General features: G+C 69.4%; 20 protein-coding genes, 1 tRNA gene and 1 pseudogene. 5 read left to right on the plus strand and 17 right to left on the minus strand.

Features of this window, described 5'->3' with window-relative positions:
- Positions 1-27 precede the first annotated feature (27 nt).
- The 3 genes and pseudogenes from OQ968_RS07370 to OQ968_RS07380 all read right to left on the minus strand — a co-directional run bounded on the left by OQ968_RS07370 (position 28) and on the right by OQ968_RS07380 (position 4,819).
- On the minus strand, positions 28-1,761 hold the full coding sequence (locus OQ968_RS07370; RefSeq protein WP_324676207.1) for an ABC transporter ATP-binding protein: 1,734 nt from the start codon (positions 1,759-1,761) through the stop codon (positions 28-30).
- Positions 1,758-4,331 carry an ABC transporter ATP-binding protein/permease gene (locus OQ968_RS07375; RefSeq protein ID WP_324676209.1) on the minus strand — a complete coding sequence of 858 codons (2,574 nt, stop codon included), beginning with the start codon at positions 4,329-4,331 and terminating at the stop codon, positions 1,758-1,760. Before OQ968_RS07375 ends, OQ968_RS07370 begins: the two co-directional genes overlap by 4 nt.
- Positions 4,332-4,502: 171 nt before the next feature.
- Positions 4,503-4,819, minus strand: a pseudogene (locus OQ968_RS07380) (hypothetical protein).
- A 361-nt stretch (positions 4,820-5,180) separates the two neighbouring features.
- On the opposite strand from OQ968_RS07380, the gene OQ968_RS07385 reads away from it, so the two are divergent.
- The gene (locus tag OQ968_RS07385; RefSeq protein ID WP_324676211.1) at positions 5,181-6,017 is read left to right on the plus strand and encodes a phthiotriol/phenolphthiotriol dimycocerosates methyltransferase; all 837 of its coding nucleotides are present in this window, start codon (positions 5,181-5,183) and stop codon (positions 6,015-6,017) included.
- A 66-nt stretch (positions 6,018-6,083) separates the two neighbouring features.
- Here OQ968_RS07385 and OQ968_RS07390 read toward each other — a convergent pair.
- Positions 6,084-6,167 (minus strand) — tRNA-Leu (locus tag OQ968_RS07390).
- A 67-nt stretch (positions 6,168-6,234) separates the two neighbouring features.
- On the opposite strand from OQ968_RS07390, the gene OQ968_RS07395 reads away from it, so the two are divergent.
- Entirely contained in the window at positions 6,235-6,615 is a 381-nt protein-coding gene (locus OQ968_RS07395; RefSeq protein WP_324676213.1) for a hypothetical protein, read from the plus strand.
- A complete protein-coding gene (locus OQ968_RS07400; protein ID WP_324676215.1) occupies positions 6,612-6,953 on the plus strand; it encodes a DUF3817 domain-containing protein in 342 nt (113 codons plus the stop codon). The genes OQ968_RS07395 and OQ968_RS07400 overlap by 4 nt, the downstream gene beginning before the upstream one ends.
- Positions 6,954-7,051: 98 nt before the next feature.
- Here the strand turns inward: OQ968_RS07400 and rdgB are convergent, their stop codons facing one another.
- The 12 genes from rdgB to OQ968_RS07460 form a co-directional block, all read right to left on the minus strand.
- Positions 7,052-7,651 (minus strand): RdgB/HAM1 family non-canonical purine NTP pyrophosphatase, encoded by a 600-nt coding sequence (gene rdgB / locus OQ968_RS07405; RefSeq protein WP_324676664.1) that lies wholly within the window; start codon positions 7,649-7,651, stop codon positions 7,052-7,054.
- Positions 7,648-8,427, minus strand: a complete 780-nt coding sequence (gene rph / locus OQ968_RS07410; protein WP_324676216.1) for a ribonuclease PH — start codon at positions 8,425-8,427, stop codon at positions 7,648-7,650. The genes rdgB and rph overlap by 4 nt, the downstream gene beginning before the upstream one ends.
- 34 nt (positions 8,428-8,461) lie before the next feature.
- A complete protein-coding gene (locus OQ968_RS07415; protein ID WP_324676218.1) occupies positions 8,462-9,244 on the minus strand; it encodes a cyclic nucleotide-degrading phosphodiesterase in 783 nt (260 codons plus the stop codon).
- A gap of 72 nt (positions 9,245-9,316) precedes the next feature.
- The gene (murI, locus tag OQ968_RS07420; RefSeq protein WP_324676220.1) at positions 9,317-10,132 is read right to left on the minus strand and encodes a glutamate racemase; all 816 of its coding nucleotides are present in this window, start codon (positions 10,130-10,132) and stop codon (positions 9,317-9,319) included.
- Positions 10,129-10,806 (minus strand): rhomboid family intramembrane serine protease, encoded by a 678-nt coding sequence (locus OQ968_RS07425; RefSeq protein ID WP_324676221.1) that lies wholly within the window; start codon positions 10,804-10,806, stop codon positions 10,129-10,131. The genes murI and OQ968_RS07425 overlap by 4 nt, the downstream gene beginning before the upstream one ends.
- Positions 10,797-11,768, minus strand: a complete 972-nt coding sequence (locus tag OQ968_RS07430; RefSeq protein ID WP_324676223.1) for a cysteine synthase — start codon at positions 11,766-11,768, stop codon at positions 10,797-10,799. The genes OQ968_RS07425 and OQ968_RS07430 overlap by 10 nt, the downstream gene beginning before the upstream one ends.
- 9 nt (positions 11,769-11,777) lie before the next feature.
- Positions 11,778-12,059 carry a MoaD/ThiS family protein gene (locus OQ968_RS07435; RefSeq protein ID WP_324676225.1) on the minus strand — a complete coding sequence of 94 codons (282 nt, stop codon included), beginning with the start codon at positions 12,057-12,059 and terminating at the stop codon, positions 11,778-11,780.
- A gap of 21 nt (positions 12,060-12,080) precedes the next feature.
- Positions 12,081-12,494 carry a M67 family metallopeptidase gene (locus tag OQ968_RS07440; protein WP_324676227.1) on the minus strand — a complete coding sequence of 138 codons (414 nt, stop codon included), beginning with the start codon at positions 12,492-12,494 and terminating at the stop codon, positions 12,081-12,083.
- A 26-nt stretch (positions 12,495-12,520) separates the two neighbouring features.
- Entirely contained in the window at positions 12,521-13,555 is a 1,035-nt protein-coding gene (locus OQ968_RS07445) for a P1 family peptidase (RefSeq protein WP_324676666.1), read from the minus strand.
- 28 nt (positions 13,556-13,583) lie between these two features.
- A complete protein-coding gene (locus tag OQ968_RS07450) occupies positions 13,584-14,171 on the minus strand; it encodes a DUF2017 domain-containing protein (RefSeq protein WP_324676229.1) in 588 nt (195 codons plus the stop codon).
- Between the two features lie 25 nt (positions 14,172-14,196).
- Positions 14,197-14,502, minus strand: coding sequence for an ATP-dependent Clp protease adapter ClpS (gene clpS / locus OQ968_RS07455; RefSeq protein WP_076060322.1), 306 nt, complete (start codon positions 14,500-14,502; stop codon positions 14,197-14,199).
- A 110-nt stretch (positions 14,503-14,612) separates the two neighbouring features.
- The gene (locus tag OQ968_RS07460; RefSeq protein WP_324676668.1) at positions 14,613-15,821 is read right to left on the minus strand and encodes a transposase; all 1,209 of its coding nucleotides are present in this window, start codon (positions 15,819-15,821) and stop codon (positions 14,613-14,615) included.
- A 75-nt stretch (positions 15,822-15,896) separates the two neighbouring features.
- Here OQ968_RS07460 and OQ968_RS07465 point away from each other — a divergent pair, with 75 nt between their 5' ends.
- Positions 15,897-17,204 carry a nicotinate phosphoribosyltransferase gene (locus tag OQ968_RS07465; RefSeq protein WP_324676232.1) on the plus strand — a complete coding sequence of 436 codons (1,308 nt, stop codon included), beginning with the start codon at positions 15,897-15,899 and terminating at the stop codon, positions 17,202-17,204.
- 17 nt (positions 17,205-17,221) lie between these two features.
- A complete protein-coding gene (locus OQ968_RS07470) occupies positions 17,222-19,237 on the plus strand; it encodes an ATP-dependent DNA helicase (protein ID WP_324676234.1) in 2,016 nt (671 codons plus the stop codon).
- Here OQ968_RS07470 and glgP read toward each other — a convergent pair.
- Positions 19,221-21,884 carry an alpha-glucan family phosphorylase gene (glgP, locus tag OQ968_RS07475; protein WP_324676236.1) on the minus strand — a complete coding sequence of 888 codons (2,664 nt, stop codon included), beginning with the start codon at positions 21,882-21,884 and terminating at the stop codon, positions 19,221-19,223. The genes OQ968_RS07470 and glgP overlap by 17 nt on opposite strands.
- Positions 21,885-22,009: the final 125 nt, after the last annotated feature.

Here is a 22,009-nt window from a genome sequence, read left to right on the forward strand (position 1 = left end):
CGCAAGACCCGCGGTGAACCGCCGTGCCTAGCGGGCGACGATGTGCCAATCGGCCGCATCGTGCTGCTGGCGCCAGAATTCGCTGAACCGGCCGCCGGCGGCCAGGAGTTCGTCCACGGGGCCGTCCTCGACGGCCCGGCCGTTGTCGAGGAAGAGGACGCGGTCGGCATGCCGGATGCTCGCCAGCCGGTGGGCGACGATCACCCGCGTGCGTGGTCGCGGGTCGGCGGTGAGGGCGTCGACCACCGCGGCCTCGTTCTCGGTGTCCAGCGCACTCGTCGCCTCGTCGACCAGCAGTATCGGCGCCGGTTTGAGCAGGGCGCGCGCGATACTGACCCGCTGCCGTTCGCCGCCCGACAGCGCGGAACCGGCCTCGCCGACGATCGTCTCGACGCCGTCGGGCAGCCGGCCGGTCAGCTCGTCGACGCGCGCCAGGGCGACGGCCCGCGCGAACCGTTCGTCGTCGGCGCCGGGATCGCCGGCGAGGACGTTGTCGCGAATCGTGCCGTGGAACAGGTAGGGATGCTGGAACACCACGCTGGTTGCCGCGCGACGGGCCTCGGTGTCGAGCGCCGCGGCGTCGACCCCGTCGATGAGGACACGGCCGCGGCCCGGCTGGTGCAGGCCGGCGATCAGCGCCAGCACGGTGCTCTTGCCCGACCCGGATGGTCCGACGATCGCGGTTGTGTTCCCCGGCTGCAACGCGAAACTCAGCCCGTCAAGCACATGGGCGCCGTCGTAGCCGAATGCGACGTCGTCGAACTCGATGCGCGGGGCGGCGGCCGTGTCGCGCAGCGTCTCGCCGCCCGCGCGGGCGACCGGTGCCGCGAGCACCGCGCGGATGCGGTCCAGCGTGGCGCGGGTGCTCTCGAGGGCCGGCGCCAGCTCGGCGACGGTGGTGAACGGCTCCAGGTAGCGCGCGATCACCACGATCAGCGCGACGGCCTGCGGCACCGCGAGCGTGCCGGCCACGGTCAGCGCCGTGGTCGCACCCGCGAGCAGGATGAGGGCCAGCTGGCTGGCCAGGCTGAACAACAGCTGGCCCGGGACCTGCATGGCCAGCAACCGCATCGTGGCGCCGTGCTGTGTCCTCAGCGCGTCGCCGACCATGCTCCTGGCCGGCTCGACACGCCGCGCGGCCCGCAGCGCCTGCTGGGTGCGGGCGAATTCGATGATCCGCTCGGTGAGCGCGGTGTTGGCGTCGCCGGCCGCGTGATCGGCACGACGGGCCAGCCGTGCGGAGGCCCACAACGCCCCCAGCAGCAGCGGCACGCCTCCCATGGCGGCCACGCCGAGCTGCCACGAGACCGGCAGCAGGGCCAGCGCGATGGCCGCCGGCAGCAGCACCGCGGTCACGAGCGGGGTCAGCAGGTTGACGGCCAGACCGACCAGCTCCGGTCCCGTGGCGGCGATCGCCTGCCGCGCCGTCGCGGTGTTGTCGGCGGTGAACCAATCCAGCCGCACCTCCGGCAGCCGGTCCGCCATGTCGTGCTGGGTGTGGTCGAGCACGGCGAACCCCAGGTCGAAACCGATTCTCGCGGTTGCGGTGTCGATCGCCCAACCGGTCACGGTCGCGGCGGTGAGCCAGCCCAGCCAGACCAACGCGCGCTGCGGCGCGTCGCCGAACAGCGCCCCTACCAAGGGAACCAGCAGCACCGCCGCCGCCGCACGCACCACCACCGAGACCAATGCCAGCGCGGTGTAGGCGATCACCGCGCGTCGCCGGCCCGCCGGAACCAGGCGTATCCAGGTGCGGATCATCGCGCGACCTCCTGAGCCGCGGTCAACGGCTCGCGATGACCGCTCTCCCACAGCCGCCGGTAGCGCCCGTCCGCGGCGAGCAACTCGTCGTGGGTGCCGCGTTCGGCGATGCGGCCTTCATCGAGCACGACGATCTGATCGGCGCCGGTGACGGTGTGCAGTCGATGCGCGATCACCAGCACGGTGCGCTCCCGGGTCAACCGGTTGAGTGCCTGCTGCACAAGGTATTCCGATTCGGGGTCGGCGAACGCGGTGGCCTCGTCGAGGATGAGCACCGGTGTGTCCGCAAGGATCGCGCGGGCGATGGTGAGCCGCTGTCGTTCCCCGCCCGAAAGCCCGGTGCCCGCGCCCAGCACGGTGTCGTAGCCGTCGGGCAGCCGCATTATGCGGTCGTGGATTTGCGCGTCGCGGGCCGCGGCCCGGATTTGGGCGGCGGTGGCATCGGGGACGGCCAGCGCGATGTTCTCGGCGACCGTGCCGTGCACGAGCTGGGTCTCCTGCAGGACGAAGCCGACCCGCATGTAGAGCTCGTCGGCCGTCATCGACCGGATATCCTGTCCGCCAACGTATATCGCTCCCTGATCCACATCGTGGAACCGGGCGAGCAGGGCGGCGAGCGTCGACTTTCCCGATCCCGACGGGCCGACGAGCGCGGTCACCGTGCCCGGCCGCAGCGTCAGCGACACGTCCCGGATCACCGGGGCGCCGGGGCGGTAGCCGAAGCTGACACGGTCGAAAACCACGGTCGCGGGCGCGTCGCCGGGCGCTTTGTTCCGTTCGCCCACGGCGAGTTCCGGCTCGTCGAGCGTGATCTGCAGGCGCCGGGCGGCCAACATCCCGGCGCGGATGCCACCGAGCCCGTACGCTATGCCAAGCAGTCGCGCGCCGAATGTGGTGCCCAACAACAAGAACGGCAACAGGTCGACCGGATCCATCCGGTTGGTGACGACCAGCAGCGTCCCGGTGGCCGCGATGAGCCACAGGAAAGTCGAGGGACGCGTCGCCAAGTCCATCAGAGTCTTCTTGCCCGCCAGCGGACGCTGCCAGGCGACCAGGAACCCGACGTACTCGTCGAGGCGGCGCCGGAAGCTGGACGCGGCGGCACCGCCGAAGACCCGAATCACCGGCTGGCCCTCGAGGTAGGCGCCGGCCTCGCCGTTCATCCTCTCGGCCCAACGCTGCGATTGTGGGATGCGCGGGCCGGATTGAATGGTGATGGACGACGTGAGCACCAGGTAGACCAGGACGGGCAGGAACAACACCAGCGCCACCCGCCAGTCGACGACGAACAGATAGACCATCACCGCCACGGGTGCGACGACCGCGGCGACCGCATCCGGGATGGCGTGCGTGATCAGATAATGCAGCGACAGCGTGTCGTCGGTCACCAGCTGCTTGATCGACCCCGAGCCGCGCGCGGTGAACCAGCCCAGCGGCAGCCGAGACAGCTTGCCCAACAGCCGCGAACGCAGCCCGCGGGCAAACCTCGCGTCGACGACGTGCAGCCACAGCGTGACGCCCGCACCGAGCACGGTGCCCGCGCCCAGCAGCGACACGGCGGCGATTCCGACCGTCCACAGTCGCGACGCCTCGGCGCCCGACACCAACAGCCGCGCCAGCTCGACCAACAGAACGAACGGCGCCAGCTGCAACAGCGTTATCACCGCCTGCAGCACGCCGGAGAGGATCAGCGCCGGGCGCAATGGCGCAAGCAACCGGCCGGCCGCCCGGGCGCGCCAACTGCCACGCGACGGCGGAGCGGGGGCCTTTGGCGCCGCCGGCTTCGGCGCTTCGGGTTGTGGCACAACGCTTTCCAGCTCGTCGCCGCGGCTGGTGCCCATCGCCCGCCCAGCGCTCCAATAGGCCTGGGCGTGTATCTCGGACTTGGGAAACCCGAAGTCGTCGCGCAGCCGCTTGCGGACATGCTTGAGGGTGGTGGCCTCGGGTGTCGCCCAGGCGTACCAGTCGGACCAATCCCGGTTCTCGATCGCGTCGGCCAACGACCTCTCGTCGCGGCGCGCCACCCAATGCAGCCGCAACCGAGGGTGCTGCGCGAGGGGAATCAGCGTGTCGTTGTCGTCGTGCTGCTCGAGGTACAACTCGATCGGGACATCGGCCGGGACCGTTTCGATGATCCCGTTGATCCCGGGAATCGACGCCGAGTCACCGAGCAGCAGGTAACCGGCCGGCTGCTCGTCGGGCGGGTCGAAACGCGACGAACCCATCAGCGATATGACCGCGATCGTCGCGCCGGGTTCGACGGTGCGCGCCCACAACGACGCCGGGCCGGCCGGCTCGTGCAGCACGACGTCGACGGCGAACCGGCCGCTGGGCACGTCCGCCTCGGAGATCGTGTAGGCGCGCTGGAACTCGGTGTTCGACCCCGCCGGGTCGGGAAACCAGAACCGCAGCCACGCCGCCGGCTCGGCGTCGGCGTCGTCGAACAACGTCGGCGATTGCATGCGCACCCGCACGAAATGTGGTGCGATCCGGAGCGTTTCGACGACCGTCGCGGTGTGGTCGCGGGCGCCGAAGCTCCGCAGCATCGCACCCTGGAACCCGCGTGCCATCAACGGTCCTCTCCCGCGGCAATGGACTCCGCCGCGACCTCAAGTTACCCACAAACTAAGGGTTGCCTTACCAAAGGTCAACTTGGGTGGGATGGCACGCCGGGGCCGCAAGCGCGATCGCTTTTCGCGGCAAATCGCCCCCCTGCGATTGCCGGCGCGCGGCCGGGATCGCTACGGGTTGGCGCCGGGAGATAGGTCGGATTCGAACTCTTTGCGCTTTCGCTCGGCCAGATCACGGTCCTCGGCTGCCGCTTGGCGGTGGCGGGTGGCCGACCTGCGGTGTACGTCAGTTTGGGATACGCCTTGTTGGACGGTTTCGTCTTGCACCTGCGCCACGTGCTCGTGACAGCGTGCCGACTCCTCAAAGCTGCGGGCGGCCGAGAGTCCGCGTGCGCGGCGCGCTCCCGCGCCTCTGCGGCCCTGCGTTCTGCGAGGGCGACATCCTCTGCGGTGACGGCTTCTTCGTCTGGGTCCTGCGCGGTGACCATGGCGCCTTCCTTCACTTCGGTGCTTGGCGTTTACCCGCAGGATGGCCAGCAAAACGTGGAGTGCGGGCGGAGGGACTCGAACCCTGTTCAACTACCTCGAGCACCGCGACGAAGGTGGATCCGTCTCGGGAAAGGCATACCTGTGCCGCCCCGGAAAACTGCAACTCGGCATGGATCGTGTCCCCGGTGTGTCGCACCGCAGGAGAACTATGACCGGCCAACCGACCTTCGCCCAGACCGCCGAGAGGCTCAACGTCCGGGCGGGCGGTAGAACGGCCATCCTCGACGTGTGCTGACGGGACGAGCGCCACGATTGGACCCCAATGCATAGCCGCATTGCGCATTCCGACATGCTCTACTGATGAGCCTCATCAGCCGCGTTGCCCAAAAATTCACTGCGGAGTACTGGTATCGCCTCGCCACCCGCCACGGCGGTGATCATCTGCTGTTCCTCTGCTGGGGCTACGAGGAGGATCCGCCGATGGCCCTGCCGTTGACGGAATCCGACGAGCCCGACCGATACGCAATTCAGCTCTATCACCGCACGGCGACCCAAGTCGATCTCACCGGCAAACGGGTGCTGGAAGTCAGTTGCGGGCACGGCGGCGGAGCCTCCTACCTGCTGCGCACCCTGGGCCCGGCCTCGTACACCGGGCTGGACTTAAATCGCGCCGGCGTCGACTTCTGCCGAGAAAGGTACAACCTGCCCGGCCTGGATTTCGTGTACGGCAGCGCAGAGAACCTACCCTTCGCCGATCAATCCTTCGACGCGGTAATCAACGTCGAAGCCTCGTCCTTCTACCCGTCGTTGCCCCGTTTCCTCACCGAAGTGGCCCGCGTGCTGCGCCCGGGAGGCCATTTTCTGTACACCGATGTCCGCAGTCGCCAAGGCCAGATCGCCAAGTGGGAGAAGGAGTTGGGCGACGCCCCCATGCGGCTCATGTCAGAAAGAGACATCAGTGAGCAGGTTGATCGCGGGCTGGAGAAAAATGTACGTTTGAGGGAGACGTTTCCTGTTCTTCCAGCCTTCTTGGTCGATCGGTTGATCGCGGCGTTTCGCAACGGATTGCAAAACGGAGAGAACTCTTACCGGATGTACTGCTTCCTCAAGGAGGAGGCACGTCACACAGCCGGTACATACCCTGACCACCAGCACCACAGGCGACTAACAGAACAGGCCGGCCGACGTCCGGGGTGATGTGTAACCAATGAAGCGACTCTGCTGTAACCCATGACCCGACTCAGCAGACAGTGCGGGCGGAGGTGCGGGCGGAGGGACTCGAACCCTCAAGCTCTTACGAGCACCGGCACCTAAAGCCGGCATGTTTGCCAATTTCATCACGCCCGCGGCGGTGCCGATCGTACCGCTCGGCGCTCCGTGGCCCGGCCGAAGTTGTGAGCGGTACGGTCAAATGGTGTCCACTACCCGTCGTCGCAGACCAGCGCTGATCATCCTGGTGATCGTCGCGGCCTGTGGCTGCCTGGCCCTGGGCTGGTGGCAGTGGACGAGGTTTCAGTCGGCCTCGGGCACGTTCCAGAACCTGGGCTACGCGCTGCAGTGGCCACTGTTCGCCTGGTTCTGCGTCTACGCCTACCGCAAGTTCGTTCGCTACGAGGAAGAGCCGCCGGAGCCGCACAACAGCAGCGAAATGACCGAGCTACCCACCGGGCTGCTCCCCGAACGGCCTAAGCCGGCGCCACCGCCGACCGACGATCCCGCGCTGCGGGAGTACAACGCCTACCTGGCCGAGCTCGCCAAGGAAGATGCCGAGAAGCAGAACAGGACAACCGCATGAGCACACCCGAGACGCCCGCGCCCGCCTTTCCCGTCGAGAAGATCCGCACAGCGCTGCTCGGATATCGGGTCATGGCGTGGACGACGGGTATCTGGCTGATCGCGCTGTGCTACGAGATCGTCTCGCATCTGGCCTTCCACCACGAGATTCGGTGGATCGAGGTGGTGCACGGCTGGGTGTATTTCGTCTACGTGCTGGCGGCGTTCAATCTGGCGGTCAAGGTCCGCTGGCCGATCGCCAAGACCATCGGCGTGCTGTTGTCCGGCACCATCCCGTTGCTGGGCATCATTGTCGAGCACTTCCAAACCAAGGACGTCAAGGCGCGCTTCGGGCTTTAGGGGCCACCACCTGTGCTCACCGAGCGTGTGGCCTATGCACGAATCTGAGGCAGTTGCCGTACCTACGGCCCACGCTCGGCGAAAGGGAAGGCCGACGCTCAAGTCAGCGTCCGCAGCGGCGGCACCAACAGCGCAAGCGCGCGGCCGCGATGCGATACCGCATCCTTCTCCGCCGGGCTGAGTTGCGCTGCGGTGCGGTCGCTTCCGGCGGGAATGAAGACCGGGTCGTAGCCAAACCCGCCGTCGCCGCGCGGCTCCCGCGCGATCGTGCCCGGCCACTCGCCGCGGACGACGACCTCCCCGGACGCCGACACCAGCGCGCAGGCCGACACGAACGCCGCGCCGCGCCGTGCGTCGGGCACGTCGCACAACTGCGCCAGCAGCAGCGCTGTGTTGCCGGCGTCGTCACCGTGCCGACCCGACCAGCGCGCCGACAGCACGCCGGGCATCCCGTTCAGCGCGGCCACCTCTAAACCGGAGTCGTCGGCCACACTCGCCACACCGGTCGCGGTGAACGCGTCCCGCGCCTTGGCCAAGGCGTTGTCCTCAAACGTCGCACCGGTTTCGGGCGCCTCGGCGAACGGTGCCACGTCATTCAGCGACAGCAGCGTCAACCCCGACAGCCCGGCGCCGTCCAGCACGCGGCGCAGCTCGGCCAGCTTCTTGGGGTTGCGGCTGGCGACCAGCAGCCGGGTCAGCTTCCGAACGCCTTCGGCGGCGGGGGTCCTTCCGGCAACACGCCGGGGTACGGCCGCTTCAACGCCTCACGCTGCGCGGCGAACAACGTGTCGCAGGCGCCCAGCGCCATGTCGAGCAGCTTGTCCAGCGTCGAACGCGGGAAGGTCGCGCCCTCACCGGTCCCCTGAACCTCCACCAGGGTCCCGGTGTCGGTGGCCACGACGTTCATGTCGACTTCGGCGCGCGCATCTTCCTCGTAGGGCAGGTCCACCCGAATCCTGCCGTCGACCACGCCGACGGAAACCGCCGCGATGGCGCACGACAACGGCCGGGGATCCGAGAGCTTGCCCGCCGCGGACAGGTAGGTCACCGCGTCGGCCAGCGCCACGTAGGCGCCCGTGATGGCGGCGGTGCGGGTGCCGCCGTCGGCCTGCAACACATCGCAGTCGACGGCAATTGTGTTCTCCCCCAACGCCGCCAGGTCGATGCACGCCCGCAGCGACCGGCCGACCAGCCGGCTGATCTCCTGCGTCCGCCCGGACAGGCGGCCCTTCACCGCCTCGCGGTCGGAGCGGGTGTGGGTGGCCGACGGCAGCATCGCGTACTCGGCGGTGAGCCACCCCAGGCCCGAGCCCTTGCGCCAGCGCGGCACGCCCTCGGTGACGCTGGCGGTGCACATCACCTTGGTGTGGCCGAATTCGATCAGTACCGAACCCGCCGGATGTTCGGTGAACCCGCGGGTGATGACCACGGGGCGAAGCTCGTCGTCGAGGCGACCGTCTTCTCGTTTGGACACCCAGCAACCCTAGCCAAACCTCGAACCGGCAGGCTCAGACCCTCTCGGAGCGGCGGACATCGAACGTCTCGCCGCACACCACCGCGTGCACCGGGCCGTCGAACTCGGCCTTGGCCTCGGTGATCACGTCCTCGCGCGAAGTCCACGGCGGGATGTGTGTCAGCAGCAGCTCGCGAACGCCGGCCTGCGCCGCGGCCCGGCCGGCCTCGGTGCCCGAAAGGTGCAGGGCGGGCGGGCGATCCGGCGCGTGCGTCCAGGAGGCCTCGCACAGGAAAACGTCGGCGTCGCGAGCCAGCTCGACCAGCTGATCGCAGCTGCCGGTGTCACCGCTGTAGACGAACGACGCGCCGCTGGGATCGGTGACCCGCAAGCCATAGGACTCGGTCGGGTGGGCCACCACCCGCGGCATCACCGTCAGCGCGCCGAACGCGACCGGCTCACCGTCGACCCAGTGACGAACGTCGAAGATGTCGGAGCAGTCGTCGATCTCGCCGCCGTAGGGCGACGACGCGGCCCCCAACCGTGACCACGTGTCGCTCGGGCCGTACAACAAGGCTTTGCCGAGCGGGCGCAGCGGGTGGTAGCGGCGCCATACGAACAGGCCCGGCATGTCCAGACAGTGGTCGGCGTGCAGATGCGACAGCAGCACGTGCACCGAGCCGGGGTCCATGTAGCGCTGCAGCGCGCCGAGCACGCCCCCGCCGAAGTCGAGGACCAACGGCGGGGTATCCGGAGCCCGAAGCAGATAACCCGATGCAGGCGAATCCGGACCGACCACGCTGCCCGAGCAGCCGAGCACGGTTATTCGCACGGACACTACTGTGCCATGCCCGATACCCCCGTGGAGAAAACATGGCCGCATTCATGTGACCAGAATCTCGTCGGCACGCTAGTCGATCCGCACCTGGCGAACGGGTTGCACGCCGGTCATCGCGGGACCCAGGAATCGCGCCGCGAGCCTGGTGAACGCCTCCGGGTCGCCGGTCGCCTCGAACACCCGGGTGGCCGGCGGCGCGTCGTGCGGCCGCAACAGCTCGGCCTCGGTGAGCACCCGAAGCACTTCCTTCGCGGTTTCCTCGGCGCTGGAAACCAGCGTCACGTTCTCGCCCATCGCCAGCTGAATCAGCCCGGACAGCAGCGGGTAGTGCGTGCATCCCAGCACCAGGGTGTCGACCCGGGCGCGCTGCAGCGGCTCCAGGTAACCCTCGGCCAGCCCGAGCACCTGACGCCCGCTCGTGACGCCGCGCTCGACGAAGTCGACGAACCGCGGGCAGGCCACCGCGGTGATCTCGGTGTCGCGGGCGGCGGCGAACGCGTCCTGGTAGGCGTGCGAGGCGATGGTCGCCCGCGTTCCGATCACCCCGATCCGCCCGTTGCGGGTGGTGGCGACCGCGCGGCGCACGGCGGGCAGGATCACCTCGACGACGGGCACGTCGTAGCGCTCGCGCGCGTCTCGCAGGCATGCCGCCGACGCCGTGTTGCACGCGATCACCAGTGCCTTGACGCCGCGAGCCACGAGGTCGTCACCGATGGCCAGCGCGTGCGCGCGAACCTCGGAGATGCCGAGCGGACCGTAGGGACCGTTGGCGGTGTCGCCGACGTAGATGATGTCCTCGTCGGGCAGCTGGTCGATGATGGCCCGCGCGACGGTCAGGCCCCCGACGCCGGAGTCGAAGACCCCGACGGGCGCCAGCGGGGAGCTCATGTCGCGCGGCGCCGCGAACCGGCTTTCCTCGACGCGCGGGCCTTGCGCTCGGGGCCGGACAAGAGGTACGCCGCCAGGACTCCCGCCAGGGCACCGCACAAATGCCCCTGCCAGGACACGCCGCCGCATTTGTCGAGCACCGGCACCGCGCTGACCAGGATGCCGCCGTACGCGAACAGCACCACCAGGCCGGTGACGATGTCCCAGAATTTGCGCACGAATATGCCGAACACCAGCAGGAACGTCAGCCAGCCGAAGATCAGGCCGGAGGCCCCGATGTGGTCGGACTCGAAGCGGCAGCCGCCCCAGTTCCCGATGAGCCAGGTGCCGAAGCCGCCGACGATCCAGACGATCGCGGTGGCCCACACGAACCGGGACATGCCGGCCAGCGTCATCAGGAACCCGAGCACCAACGCGGGGACGGTGTTGGCGAACAGGTGCGTCCAGTTTCCGTGCAGGAAGGGCGCCCAGATGATCCCCCACAGCCCGTCGGCCTCCAGCGGCCGGATGCCGTTGCGGTCCAGCGAGTGGTGCATCAGCTGATCGATCAGCTCGATGAGATACAGCAGAGCCACGAACGTGACGATCGTGGCCGCGCCGACCATCCAGTCGGGTCGCTTCTTGTTCCGTGGCGCCGGTGATTTCTGCCGTCCGACCGGCCCGGTCATGCCCATAGCTGCCCTTCCAGAGCGTTCTCGGCATCGTCCAGGCTACCGGCATAGGCGCCGGTGGACAGGTACTTCCAACCCGCGTCCGCGACCACGAACGCGATGTCGGCGCGCTCGCCGGCCTTGAGGGCCTTCGCGCCGATGCCCAGCGCCGCGTGCAGCACCGCGCCCGTCGAGATGCCCGCAAAGATCCCCTCGGCATCGATCAGTTCTCGGGTGCGCCGCACCGCGTCGGCGGAGCCCACAGAGTAGCGGGTGGTCAACACCTCGGGGTCGTACAGCTCGGGCACGAATCCCTCGTCGATGTTGCGCAGCGCGTAGACGCCCTCGCCGTAGCGGGGTTCGGCGGCCACGATCTTGACGCCGGGAACGTGCTCGCGAAGGAATCGCCCGGTGCCCATCAGGGTGCCCGTGGTGCCCAGGCCGGCGACAAAGTGGGTGATCTCGGGTAGGTCGGCCAGCAGCTCGGGCCCGGTGCCGCGGTAGTGCGAGTCGGTGTTGGCCGGGTTGCCGTACTGATACAGCATCACCCACGACGGGTTGGCCTCGGCCAGCTCCTTGGCGGTCGCCACCGCGGTGTTCGACCCGCCCTCGGGCGGCGAGAAGATGATCCGCGCGCCGTAGAGCTCCAGCAGCTGACGCCGCTCGACGGACGTGTTCTCCGGCATCACGCAGACCAGCCGGTAGCCCTTCAACCGGGCCGCCATCGCCAGCGAGATGCCGGTGTTCCCGCTGGTGGGCTCGAGGATCGTCGCGCCCGGCGCCAGCAGCCCGTCCTCCTCGGCCTGCTCGATCATCCGCAGCGCCGGCCGGTCCTTGATGGACCCGGTCGGGTTGCGGTCCTCGAGCTTGGCCCACAGCCGCACGTGCGGCCCGTCCGGCCCGTCAACCCAGCGCGGCGACAGCCGCGGCAGCCCGACCAGCGGGGTGTTGCCCAGGGCCTGTAGCAGCGAGTCGTAACGCGTCATGCGCCCCGCTCAGCCACCCGCCACCGCGGGCAGGATCGTCACCGAGTCGCCGTCGGCGATCGCGGTGTCCAGGCCGCCGGAGAATCGCACGTCCTCGTCGTTGACGTAGATGTTCACGAAGCGGTGCAGCTTGCCCGGGGTGGACGGGTCGATCAGGCGCTCGGAGATGCCGGCGTAGTTGGCCTCCAGGTCGTCGATGACGGCGCCCAGCGTGTCGCCGCTCGCCGAGACGCGCTTCTCGCCGCCGGTGTGCGGCCGCAGGATGGTCGGGATGGACACGGTGATGCTCATGCGGGCCTTTCTAGGACGGGTTCAGTACTGCTCGACGATATCGACAGGTTCCTCGGTGACGGCGCCGTCGACGATGCGGTAGCTGCGCAGCTCGTGTCGCTCCGGGTCGCGGGTGGACACCAGCACGTAGTGCGCGTCCGGCTCGGCGGCCAGGTTGACGTCGGTGCGGCTCGGGTAGGCCTCGGTCGCGGTGTGCGAGTGGTAGATGACGACCGGGACCTCGTCGGCGTCGTCCATCTCCCGCCACACCTTGAGCTGCTCCTGGGCGTCGAAGCGATAGAACGTCGGCGAGCGCTCGGCGTTGACCATCGGGATGTGCCGCTCGGGACGGTCGGAGCCGTCGGGGCCGGCCAGCACCCCACACGCCTCGTCGGGGTGGTCGCGGCGGGCGTGGGCGACCATGGCCTGCACCAGGTCGGCACGGATCACCAGCACGTCAGCCGTTCCCTCTCGTCGACATTTCAGGGGCCGAACGCTCCGGGCAACATGCCGCGGTAGGTGGGTATTCCGGCCACCGGCTCGGCGGCCAGGACACCGGCCAGCACCGCGCGGGCCAGGCAGTCGGCCGCGGCCGCGCCCACCTCGGCGACCAGCGCCGTCTCCGGGGAGAACGCGGCGGGCGGTGGTTTCGAAGCGACCGCCGGCGTCACCTCGACGGCCCCGGTGGCCAGCGCGAACACGGCGTCGCCGTCCAGCGGCGTGTGCGCCGGCCGGATGGTGCGGGCCAGGCCGTCGTGGGCGGCGATCGCGACGCGCCGGCACCCGGCCGGGCTCAGCGCGGCGTCGGTGGCGACCACCGCGATCGTGGTGTTCAGCGGGCTCAAAGCCGACGGCAGCCGGGCGAACGCCTCGACCTGCTCGGCCGGCGGTGGCCGCAGCCCGAACTCATCGATCAGCGCGGCCATCCAGGGCAGGCCGGTGGCCCGGTCGACGACGTCGCCGGCGCAGTTCGCCGCGACCAGCGCGCCGACGGTCACGCCCGACGGCAGCGTCGTCGAGGCGGTCCCAATGCCGCCCTTGAGCACGCCGGCGCGCGCCCCCACCCCGGCGCCGACGGTCCCGACGGGCACGTCTTCGCCGCTCGCGGCGCCGGCCGCCCGATAGCCGAACTCGGCGGTCGGCCGGCAGTCCCAGCCGCCCACCGGCAGGTCGAAGATCACCGCGGCCGGCACGATCGGCACCACGCCGCCGTCCATCGCCACGCCCCGCTCGTGCTCCTCCAGCCAGCGCATGACACCGTCGGCGGCGGCCAGGCCGTAGGCGCTGCCGCCGGCCAGCAGCACCGCGTCGACGAATCGCACGGTGTTGGACGGATCCAGCAGCTCGGTCTCGCGGGTGCCGGGCGCACCGCCGCGGCAATCGACCGCGCCGACGGTCCCCGGCGGGGTCAGCACGACGCTCACCCCGCAGGCCCACCCGGCGCCCAGGGACGCGTCGGGATCCAGTTTCTGGTAGTGGCCGACGCGGATACCCCCGACGTCGGTGATCCCCCCTATATCAGTGATGTGAGTCATCCGGCCGCCATCAAGATCCCCGGGCCCCCATCAGCACCAGGACCAGATACTCCTGCAGGACGGTCAGCCACTGGTAGACGTCGTAATGCGCGGCCAGCGGATGATCGGCCGGCAGGCGATCCGGTCCCTCGGGCCCGATTTCGAGCAGCACCCCCAGCGTCAGCCGAATGTCGTTGACCGCCGCGACCCACGCGTTGGCGCTGTCCTCGGTCAGTTCGAACCGGCCACCGTCGTCCGGCAACGTGTCCAACAACTCCTGTGCGGCAACACGTTTGGCGTTGATGATCTCCGGCTCGTGCAGGCTGCGCAGCGCGGCGTTGAGGCTTTGCGAAGCATCGCCCAGCGGGTCGTCGTCCTCGTCGGATCTGTAGAAATCCGGCAGCAGCCGACGCAGCGTCGACTCGCGCGGCGGTTCGGAGTTCCCGGTCTTGATACCGGTGATCTCCTCGAGTTCGTCTGGCGGCGAGGACGATTCGCGCTCGTCGAGCAGGCCGATCATCGCGCTGACGAGGTTCTTGAGCAGTTCCGCCTCATGCGGATCCAAGGCGGACCGAAAACGGGGACCGTTCGCGGTCTCGACGCGCTTCCATTTGCGCACGCGGAATCCCGGGTGCCCTCGAATCTCACCGGTCCTGCTGCATCGTCGCCCACAAACCGGCGGCGTGCAGCTTGGACACGTCGACTTCCATGGACTCCCGGCTGCCCGCGGACACCACCGCCTTGCCCTCGTTGTGCACCTGCAGCATCAGCTTGGTGGCGTGCGGTTCGCTGTAGCCGAACAGCTTCTGAAACACATACGTCACGTAGGTCATCAGGTTGACCGGGTCGTCCCACACGATGGTGACCCAGGGACTGGCCGTGACGTGTGCCGGAGCGGATTCGCGTTGTCCGGTGGTGCCCGGTTTGGTGGGTGCTGACGCAACAACCATGTTCTCCACGATACCGAGAGATAGGTCCCGTGCCGCCGCCCGCCAGCCGTTACCGTTACGGATTGACGTCCTCCACCGGTTTAAGCCGGTGGATTCCAACCCCGTGGCACCTAGGCAGCAGGAGAACAGAGTTGAGGTTCACGGTTCGCCGACCGGCTAGTGCCGAGGTCTCCCCGTGCTGTCACCGCCCGTCCGGCGGCGATGTTTCGTGCGGCATTCACGTCGGCATTGCACGGGCCCGCACCGCAGGCGACGCACTGAAAAACCGCTTGGCTCTTGCGGTTTTCCGGCGCGACATGCCCACAGTGAGAGCATCGTTGCGACGTGTACGCTGCTGGGACGAATTCGAGCCGTCCCAGGGCCTTGTGCTTCAGGCGGGCTATCAGCAGTCCCCACCCTTGGCGGCTGATGTGGCGGTTGAGGCCCCGTTTCTGCGCGACGTTGGTGCCCGGGCACCCACGAGTGCCGCGCGCCGAGCGGGTCATGGCACGCACATTCAAGTCCTCGACACGGACGGTGTCGAAGCGTCGCGCCACATCGGTGGTGGTTTTCTCCACCCAGTCGCGGCGGCGATCGGTTTCGCGGGCGCGCACCCTGGCAATGGCCAGCTTTGTGCGGGCTCGCCGTCTAGATCCGCGTTGGGCCCGGGCCAGGCGTTGCTGCAATCGGCGCAACCGCTCAGATTCACCAGCACGCAACCCAGGAACACACAGCAGCGCCCCACTGGACAGCGCCACCGATTCCGCCACGCCGCGATCCACACCAACAACGCTGCCGTCCCCGGGGCCTGGAACAGGTTCGGGGACGGCAGCAAAAGCGATGTGCCACCGCCCCGAGCGATCCAGCGTGACTCGGTACGACTTCACAGTGGCGGCGATGGCGCGGGTCCAGCGGAACCGCACCCAACCGACCTTGGGGATCCAAACCTGCCCAGAGCGGCGGCTGACCCTCTTGATATGGCGCAGTTTGAGCCCAACCTGGCGAAATCCTTCATGCTTGCCCGCCTTACGCCACGTCGGGGGCCGGTGGGTGCCGGTGAAAAAGTTGCGCATCGCTTGGGCGAAGTCGCGCAATGCCTGCTGCTGAACGGTCTGCGACCCCGCTGCCAACCAGTCATATTCGGCGCGGGCCGCCGTCAGCTGAGCACACTGCTCGTTGTAACCAGGCGCCCGGCGGCCCGCTTGCCAGTGCTGCAGCTGCTCCACGGCAAGATTCCACACAAATCGGGCATGGCGACAATGCTCAGCCAATGCTGCCGCCTGCTCGACGCTGGGAAGCAACCGAAACCTGCACACTGCAACAACATAAGCCCGACCCACCGACAACCTGACGAAAGGAGGAGGGCGGCGTTTCCTCCCCCGGCTAAAGCCGAGGGTTCCCACGCCGCAAAGCTGATGAACGACCCGGTCTTGGCTGGGCTGCTGACGGACAAATACGAGCTGACCATGCTGGCGGCGGCGCTGCGCGACGGCACCGCCCATCGCCGGACCACGTTCGAGCTGTTCGCCCGCCGCCTCCCCGCGGGTCGCCGGTATGGCGTGGTCGCCGGGACCGGCCGGCTGCTGGAAACGTTGCCGCAGTTCAGGTTTGACGACGACGCATGCCGGCTGCTGGCGCAGTTCCTCGACGACGACACGCTGCGCTACCTCCGCGATTTCCGGTTCGGCGGCGAGATCGACGGATACGCCGAGGGCGAGCTGTATTTCGCCGGTTCCCCGGTGCTGTCGGTGACCGGCAGCTTCGCCGAATGCGTGGTGCTCGAAACGCTGGCGTTGTCGATCTTCAACCACGACACCGCGATCGCGTCCGCGGCGGCGCGAATGGTCAGCGCCGCCGAAGAGCGGCCGCTGATCGAGATGGGATCGCGACGAACCCACGAACGCGCCGCGGTCGCCGCGGCCCGCGCTGCCTACATCGCCGGGTTCGCCGCGACGTCCAACCTGGAGGCCGAGCGGCTCTACGGGATACCCACGGAGGGCACCGCCGCCCACGCGTTCACCATGGTGCACACCGGCGAGGACGGGCCCGACGAGCTGGGCGCATTCCGGTGCCAGGTGGAGGCGCTGGGCGTACACACCACGCTGCTGGTGGACACCTACGACGTGACGACCGGGGTGGCCAACGCCGTGACCGCGGCCGGGCCGACGCTCGGTGCGGTGCGCATCGACTCCGGCGAACTGGGCGTGCTGGCCCGCCAGGTGCGCGAGCAGCTCGACCGGCTGGGCGCGACCCAGACCCGCATAGTGGTCTCCGGCGACCTCGACGAGTTCTCCATCGCCGCGTTGCGCGCCGAGCCGGTGGACAGCTACGGCGTCGGCACCTCGCTGGTCACCGGCTCGGGCGCGCCCACCGCGAACATGGTCTACAAGCTGGTCGAAGTGGACGGCATGCCGGTGCGCAAGCGCAGCACCCACAAGGAATCCGAGGGCGGCCGCAAGGAGGCGCTCCGCTTGTCGCGCCCGACCGGCACCATCACCGAGGAGGTCGTGTATCCGGCGGGCCGCCCGCCGCCCACCACCGATCCCTTCCGGGTGCTGACCGTCCCGCTGGTGCGCGACGGGGAGGTGGTGGCCGAGACGGGTCGAGGCGCGCTGACCGCCGCCCGGGACCTGGTCGCGTCCGGGTTGCGCAGCCTGCCGTGGGAGGGACTGAAATTGGCGCACGGCGACCCGGCGATTTCGACGGTGCACATCCGCGCCTGAGCTATACCGTGCCAGAAGTGTCAGAGGTGTCAGAGGTATCCGTGCCCGAGCTGCTTGCCACCGCCGTGGCCGCGCTCGGCGGCAGCGAGCGCAGCGGCCAGCAGGAGATGGCCGCCGCGGTCGCGCGGGCCTTCGAAACCGGTGAGCACCTCGTGGTCCAGGCCGGCACCGGCACCGGCAAGTCGCTGGCCTACCTGGTTCCCGCGATCGTCCGCGCGGTCGGCGACGAGGCGCCGGTCGTGGTGTCGACGGCGACCATCGCCCTGCAGCGTCAACTCGTGGATCGCGACCTGCCCCGGCTGGCCGATTCGCTCGCGGACTCGCTGCCCCGCCGGCCGACGTTCGCGCTGCTCAAGGGACGACGGAACTACTTGTGCCTCAACAAGATTCACAATGGTGGGGCCGACGCCGATTCGGAGGGCGAGCGGCCGCAGGACGAGCTGTTCGACGCGATGGCGGTGACCGCGCTGGGGCGTGACGTGCAGCGGCTCACCGCGTGGGCGTCGGAGACAGACTCCGGTGACCGCGACGACCTCAAGCCCGGCGTGCCGGAACGTTCCTGGTCCCAGGTCAGCGTTTCCGCGCGGGAATGCCTCGGCGTGGCCCGCTGCCCGTTCGGCACGGAGTGCTTCTCCGAACGGGCCAGGGCGGTCGCCGGCCGGGCCGACGTCGTCGTCACCAACCACGCGTTGCTGGCCATCGATGCCGTGTCGGAATCGGCGGTGCTGCCCGAACACGCGCTGCTGGTGGTCGACGAGGCGCACGAGCTGGTGGACCGGGTGACGTCGGTGGCCACCGCGGAGCTGACGCCCGCCGCGCTGGGTGTCGCGTCCCGGCGGATCGCCCGCCTGGTGGAGCCGGAGCTGATCCAGCGGCTGGAGGCCGCGTCGGCCAACTTCGCGGCCGCGATCCACGAAGCAACACCGGGCCGCGTCGACCGCCTCGACGACGAGATGGCGACGTATCTGGCCGCGCTGCGTGACGGCGCCAATGCGGCACGCTCGGCGATCGACACCACCAGCGACGCCAAGGCGGCGGCGGCGCGGGCCGAGGCGGTCGCGGCGCTGAGCGAGATCTCCGACACCTCCTCGCGGATCCTGGCGTCGTTCGGCCCCGCGATCCCCGACCGCACCGACGTCGTCTGGCTCGAGCACGAGGACAACCGGGGCTCGCCGCGTTCGGTGCTGCGGGTGGCGCCGCTGTCGGTCGCCGCGTTGCTGCGCGACGACGTCTTCGCGCGCTCGACGACCGTGCTGACGTCGGCGACCCTGACGGTCGGCGGGTCCTTCGACGCGATGGCCACCGCGTGGGGGCTGACCGGGCCGGGCCCCGGGGAGTACCCGCCCTGGCGCGGGCTCGACGTCGGATCGCCGTTCCAGCACGCCAAGGCCGGCATCCTCTACGTCGCGGCCCACCTGCCACCGCCGGGCCGCGACGGCACCGGTTCGGCCGAGCAGCTGACCGAGATCGCCGAGCTGATCGGCGCCGCGGGCGGGCGCACGCTGGGGTTGTTCTCGTCGATGCGGGCCGCCCGGGCCGCCGCCGAGGCGATGCGCGAACGGTTGTCGACGCCGGTGTTGTGCCAGGGCGATGACAGCACCTCCGCGCTGGTCGAGCAGTTCAGCGCCGATCCGGAGACCTCGCTGTTCGGCACCCTGTCGCTGTGGCAGGGCGTCGACGTGCCGGGGCCGTCGCTGTCGCTGGTGCTGATCGACCGCATCCCGTTCCCGCGGCCCGACGACCCGCTGCTGGGCGCCCGCCAGCGCGCGGTGGCCGCGCGCGGCGGCAACGGCTTCATGGCCGTCGCCGCCAGCCACGCGGCGCTGCTGCTGGCACAGGGGTCGGGGCGGCTGTTGCGCCGGGTCAACGACCGCGGGGTGGTCGCGGTGCTCGACTCGCGGATGGCCACCGCCCGCTACGGCGGTTACCTGCGCGCGTCGCTGCCGCCGTTTTGGCCGACGACCGACGCGGCGCAGGTCCGCGCGGCGCTGCAGCGGCTCCGCGACGCCCAGCCGGCTAACCAGCCAGGGTGACCAGGCCGAGCTCGTTGGAGGCGGCGAGCAGCGGGTGGTGGGGCAGCACGCGCACCGTGTATCCGACCGCTCCGGCCAGTGGCAGCGGCAGCGTGGTCGAGAAGACCTGGTTGCCGCCCTCGGCGGTGCCGGTGTACGACATGTCGACGGTCACCGGGTCCAGCAGCGCGTCGCTGGCGTCGACCCTGCCCACCAGCGCCTGGACCGTGACCTCGTCGGGCGCCAGTCCGGCCAGTTGCACGGTCGCGGTCAGGGTCAGCTTCGAGCCCAGCACCGGGGTGTCCGGCAGGCCGGTGCTGTCGACGTCGGTGATGTCGATCCTGGGCCAGGCTTCCTCGACGCGGCTGCGGTAGGCGGCCAGCTCGCGAGCGGCACCGAACTCGGCGCCGCTCGCCTCGCCCTCGGCGGGTGCACTCGTCCGGCGCAACGACTGCGCCGCCGGCACGTAGTAGTTCTCGACGTAGTCGCGCACCATCCGGGACGCCAGCACCTTGGGGCCCAGCGTCTGCAGGGTGTGGCGCACCATTTCGATCCATCGGGGCGGCACCCCATGCTCGTCGCGTTCGTAGAACTTCGGTGCCACCGTTTGTTCCAGCAGCTTGTAGAGCGCACTGGACTCCAGGTCGTCGCGCCGGGCCTCGTCGGCCACGCCATCGGCAGACGGTATCTCCCAACCATTTTCGCCGTCGTACCATTCGTCCCACCAGCCGTCCCGGATGGACAGGTTCAGCCCGCCGTTGAGCGCGCTCTTCATCCCCGAGGTGCCGCAGGCCTCCAGGGGCCGCAACGGGTTGTTCAGCCAGACGTCGCAGCCCCAGTACAACAGCCGGGCCATCGACATGTCGTAGTCGGGCAAAAACGCGATGCGGTGGCGCACCTCGGGCCGGTCGGCGAACCGCACCACCTGCTGGATCAGCGCCTTGCCTCCGTCGTCGGCGGGATGCGACTTGCCCGCGACGATCAGCTGGATCGGCCGCTTCTCGTTCAGCAGCAGCTTTTCCAGCCGATCCGGGTCGCTCAGCATCAGCGTCAGCCGCTTGTAAGTCGGCACCCGGCGGGCGAACCCGACCGTGAGCACGTCGGGATCGAAAGCCGAACTGATCCAACCCAATTCGGCATCCGAGGAGCCGCGCTCCAGCCACGACCGGCGCAGCCGCTTGCGAACGTCGTCGACGAGCAGCGAGCGCAGTTGCGAACGGATCCCCCACAGGCGACCCGCGTCGACCTGCTGAACTCGCAGCCACACACCGGGTTCCCTGAACGCCGCGTCGTCCGGCCCGACCAGCTCGCGGCCCAGCTGCAGCCACTGCGGCGCCGCCCAGGTGCGGGCGTGAACGCCGTTGGTGATCGACCCGATCGGCACCTCGCCGGGGTCGAACCCGGGCCACAGCTCGTTGAACATCGCCCGGCTCACCCGACCGTGCAGCAACGACACACCGTTGGCGCGTTGGGCCAGCCGCAGGCCCATGTGGGCCATGTTGAACTTCTCCGGATCGTCCTCGGCGCCCAGCGCGAGTATCCGGGCGGTCGGCACGCCGGGCAGCAACATGGGCGCCGCGGCGCCGGCATTCTCGTCGGGCTTTTCGTCGGGATCGTCGTCGAGGTGGTCGTCGAAGTAGAGCCGCACCATCTCGACCGGGAAGCGGTCGATGCCGGCGGCCACCGGGGTGTGCGTGGTGAACACCGTGCTGGACCGCACGACCGCCAGCGCGGTGTCGAAATCCAGCCGCGAATCGGTGATCAGCTCGCGGATGCGTTCGGCCCCGAGGAACCCGGCGTGGCCCTCGTTCATATGAAACACCTCGGGCGCGGGCAGCCCCTCGATGGCGGTGAACGCGCGGATCGCCCGCACCCCGCCGATGCCGGCCAGGATCTCCTGGCGCATCCGGTGCTCCTGGTCGCCGCCGTAGAGCCGGTCGGTGACGCTGCGCAGCTCGTGCTCGTTCTCGGGGACGTCGGAATCCAGCAACAGCAGCGGAACCCGGCCCACCTGGGCGACCCACACCCGGGCCCGCAGCTGCGCGGAGTCGGGCAGGCTCAGCTCGACCAGCACGGGATCGCCGGTGGCATCGGTCAGCAGTCGCAGCGGCAGCCCCTGCGGGTCCAGCGACGGGTACGTCTCGTGCTGCCAGCCGTCCGCGGTCAGCGACTGCCGGAAGTAGCCGGAGCGGTAGTAGAGGCCGACCGCGATCAGCGGCACGCCGAGATCCGAGGCCGACTTCAGGTGGTCGCCGGCGAGGATGCCCAGGCCGCCCGAGTAGTTGGGCAGCACCTCGGCGACGCCGAACTCCATCGAGAAGTAAGCGATGGCGGCCGGCATCGCTCGCCCGTTTTCCGCGCCGGCCTGCTGCTGTTGCTGGTACCACAGGGGACGGCTGAGGTAGTCGTTCAGGTCGGCCGCGAGCGCGTCGAGCCGGCCCAGGAACTCCTCGTCGATCGCCAGCTCGTCCAGGCGTGCCGGTGTGACCGCGCCCAGCAGCGCGACCGGATCGCAACCGCAGCGGTCCCACAGCGTCGGATCGATGGTGGCGAAAAGCTCCTGGGTCGGCTTGTCCCACGACCAACGCAGATTGTTCGACAGCTGGTCCAGCGCGGCGAGACGTTCGGGTAGGTGGGCACGGACGGTAAACCGGCGGAGGGCTTTCACGCGTCTCTACCTTACTGAGGATTCCACCTCGCGCACGGCGAGGTCAGACACCGCTTTTCGCCCATGTGTGTGGCCGGACACTAGGGTGGGTATCGGGTAGTTGTTGGGGCGGCAGAGGCGCTTCC

It is taken from the genome of Mycobacterium sp. 663a-19, assembly GCF_035616495.1.
Lineage (GTDB): Bacteria > Actinomycetota > Actinomycetes > Mycobacteriales > Mycobacteriaceae > Mycobacterium.

Excerpts from the sequence above, each read along its gene's own strand:
- OQ968_RS07425 (WP_324676221.1), bottom strand. The coding sequence starts at position 10,806 with ATGGGCATGACCGGGCCGGTCGGACGGCAGAAATCACCGGCGCCACGG.
- murI (WP_324676220.1), bottom strand. The coding sequence starts at position 10,132 with ATGAGCTCCCCGCTGGCGCCCGTCGGGGTCTTCGACTCCGGCGTCGGG.
- clpS (WP_076060322.1), bottom strand. The coding sequence starts at position 14,502 with ATGGTTGTTGCGTCAGCACCCACCAAACCGGGCACCACCGGACAACGC.
- OQ968_RS07400 (WP_324676215.1), top strand. The coding sequence starts at position 6,612 with ATGAGCACACCCGAGACGCCCGCGCCCGCCTTTCCCGTCGAGAAGATC.
- OQ968_RS07435 (WP_324676225.1), bottom strand. The coding sequence starts at position 12,059 with ATGAGCATCACCGTGTCCATCCCGACCATCCTGCGGCCGCACACCGGC.
- OQ968_RS07465 (WP_324676232.1), top strand. The coding sequence starts at position 15,897 with ATGAACGACCCGGTCTTGGCTGGGCTGCTGACGGACAAATACGAGCTG.
- OQ968_RS07385 (WP_324676211.1), top strand. The coding sequence starts at position 5,181 with ATGAGCCTCATCAGCCGCGTTGCCCAAAAATTCACTGCGGAGTACTGG.
- OQ968_RS07375 (WP_324676209.1), bottom strand. The coding sequence starts at position 4,331 with ATGGCACGCGGGTTCCAGGGTGCGATGCTGCGGAGCTTCGGCGCCCGC.
- OQ968_RS07430 (WP_324676223.1), bottom strand. The coding sequence starts at position 11,768 with ATGACGCGTTACGACTCGCTGCTACAGGCCCTGGGCAACACCCCGCTG.
- OQ968_RS07370 (WP_324676207.1), bottom strand. The coding sequence starts at position 1,761 with ATGATCCGCACCTGGATACGCCTGGTTCCGGCGGGCCGGCGACGCGCG.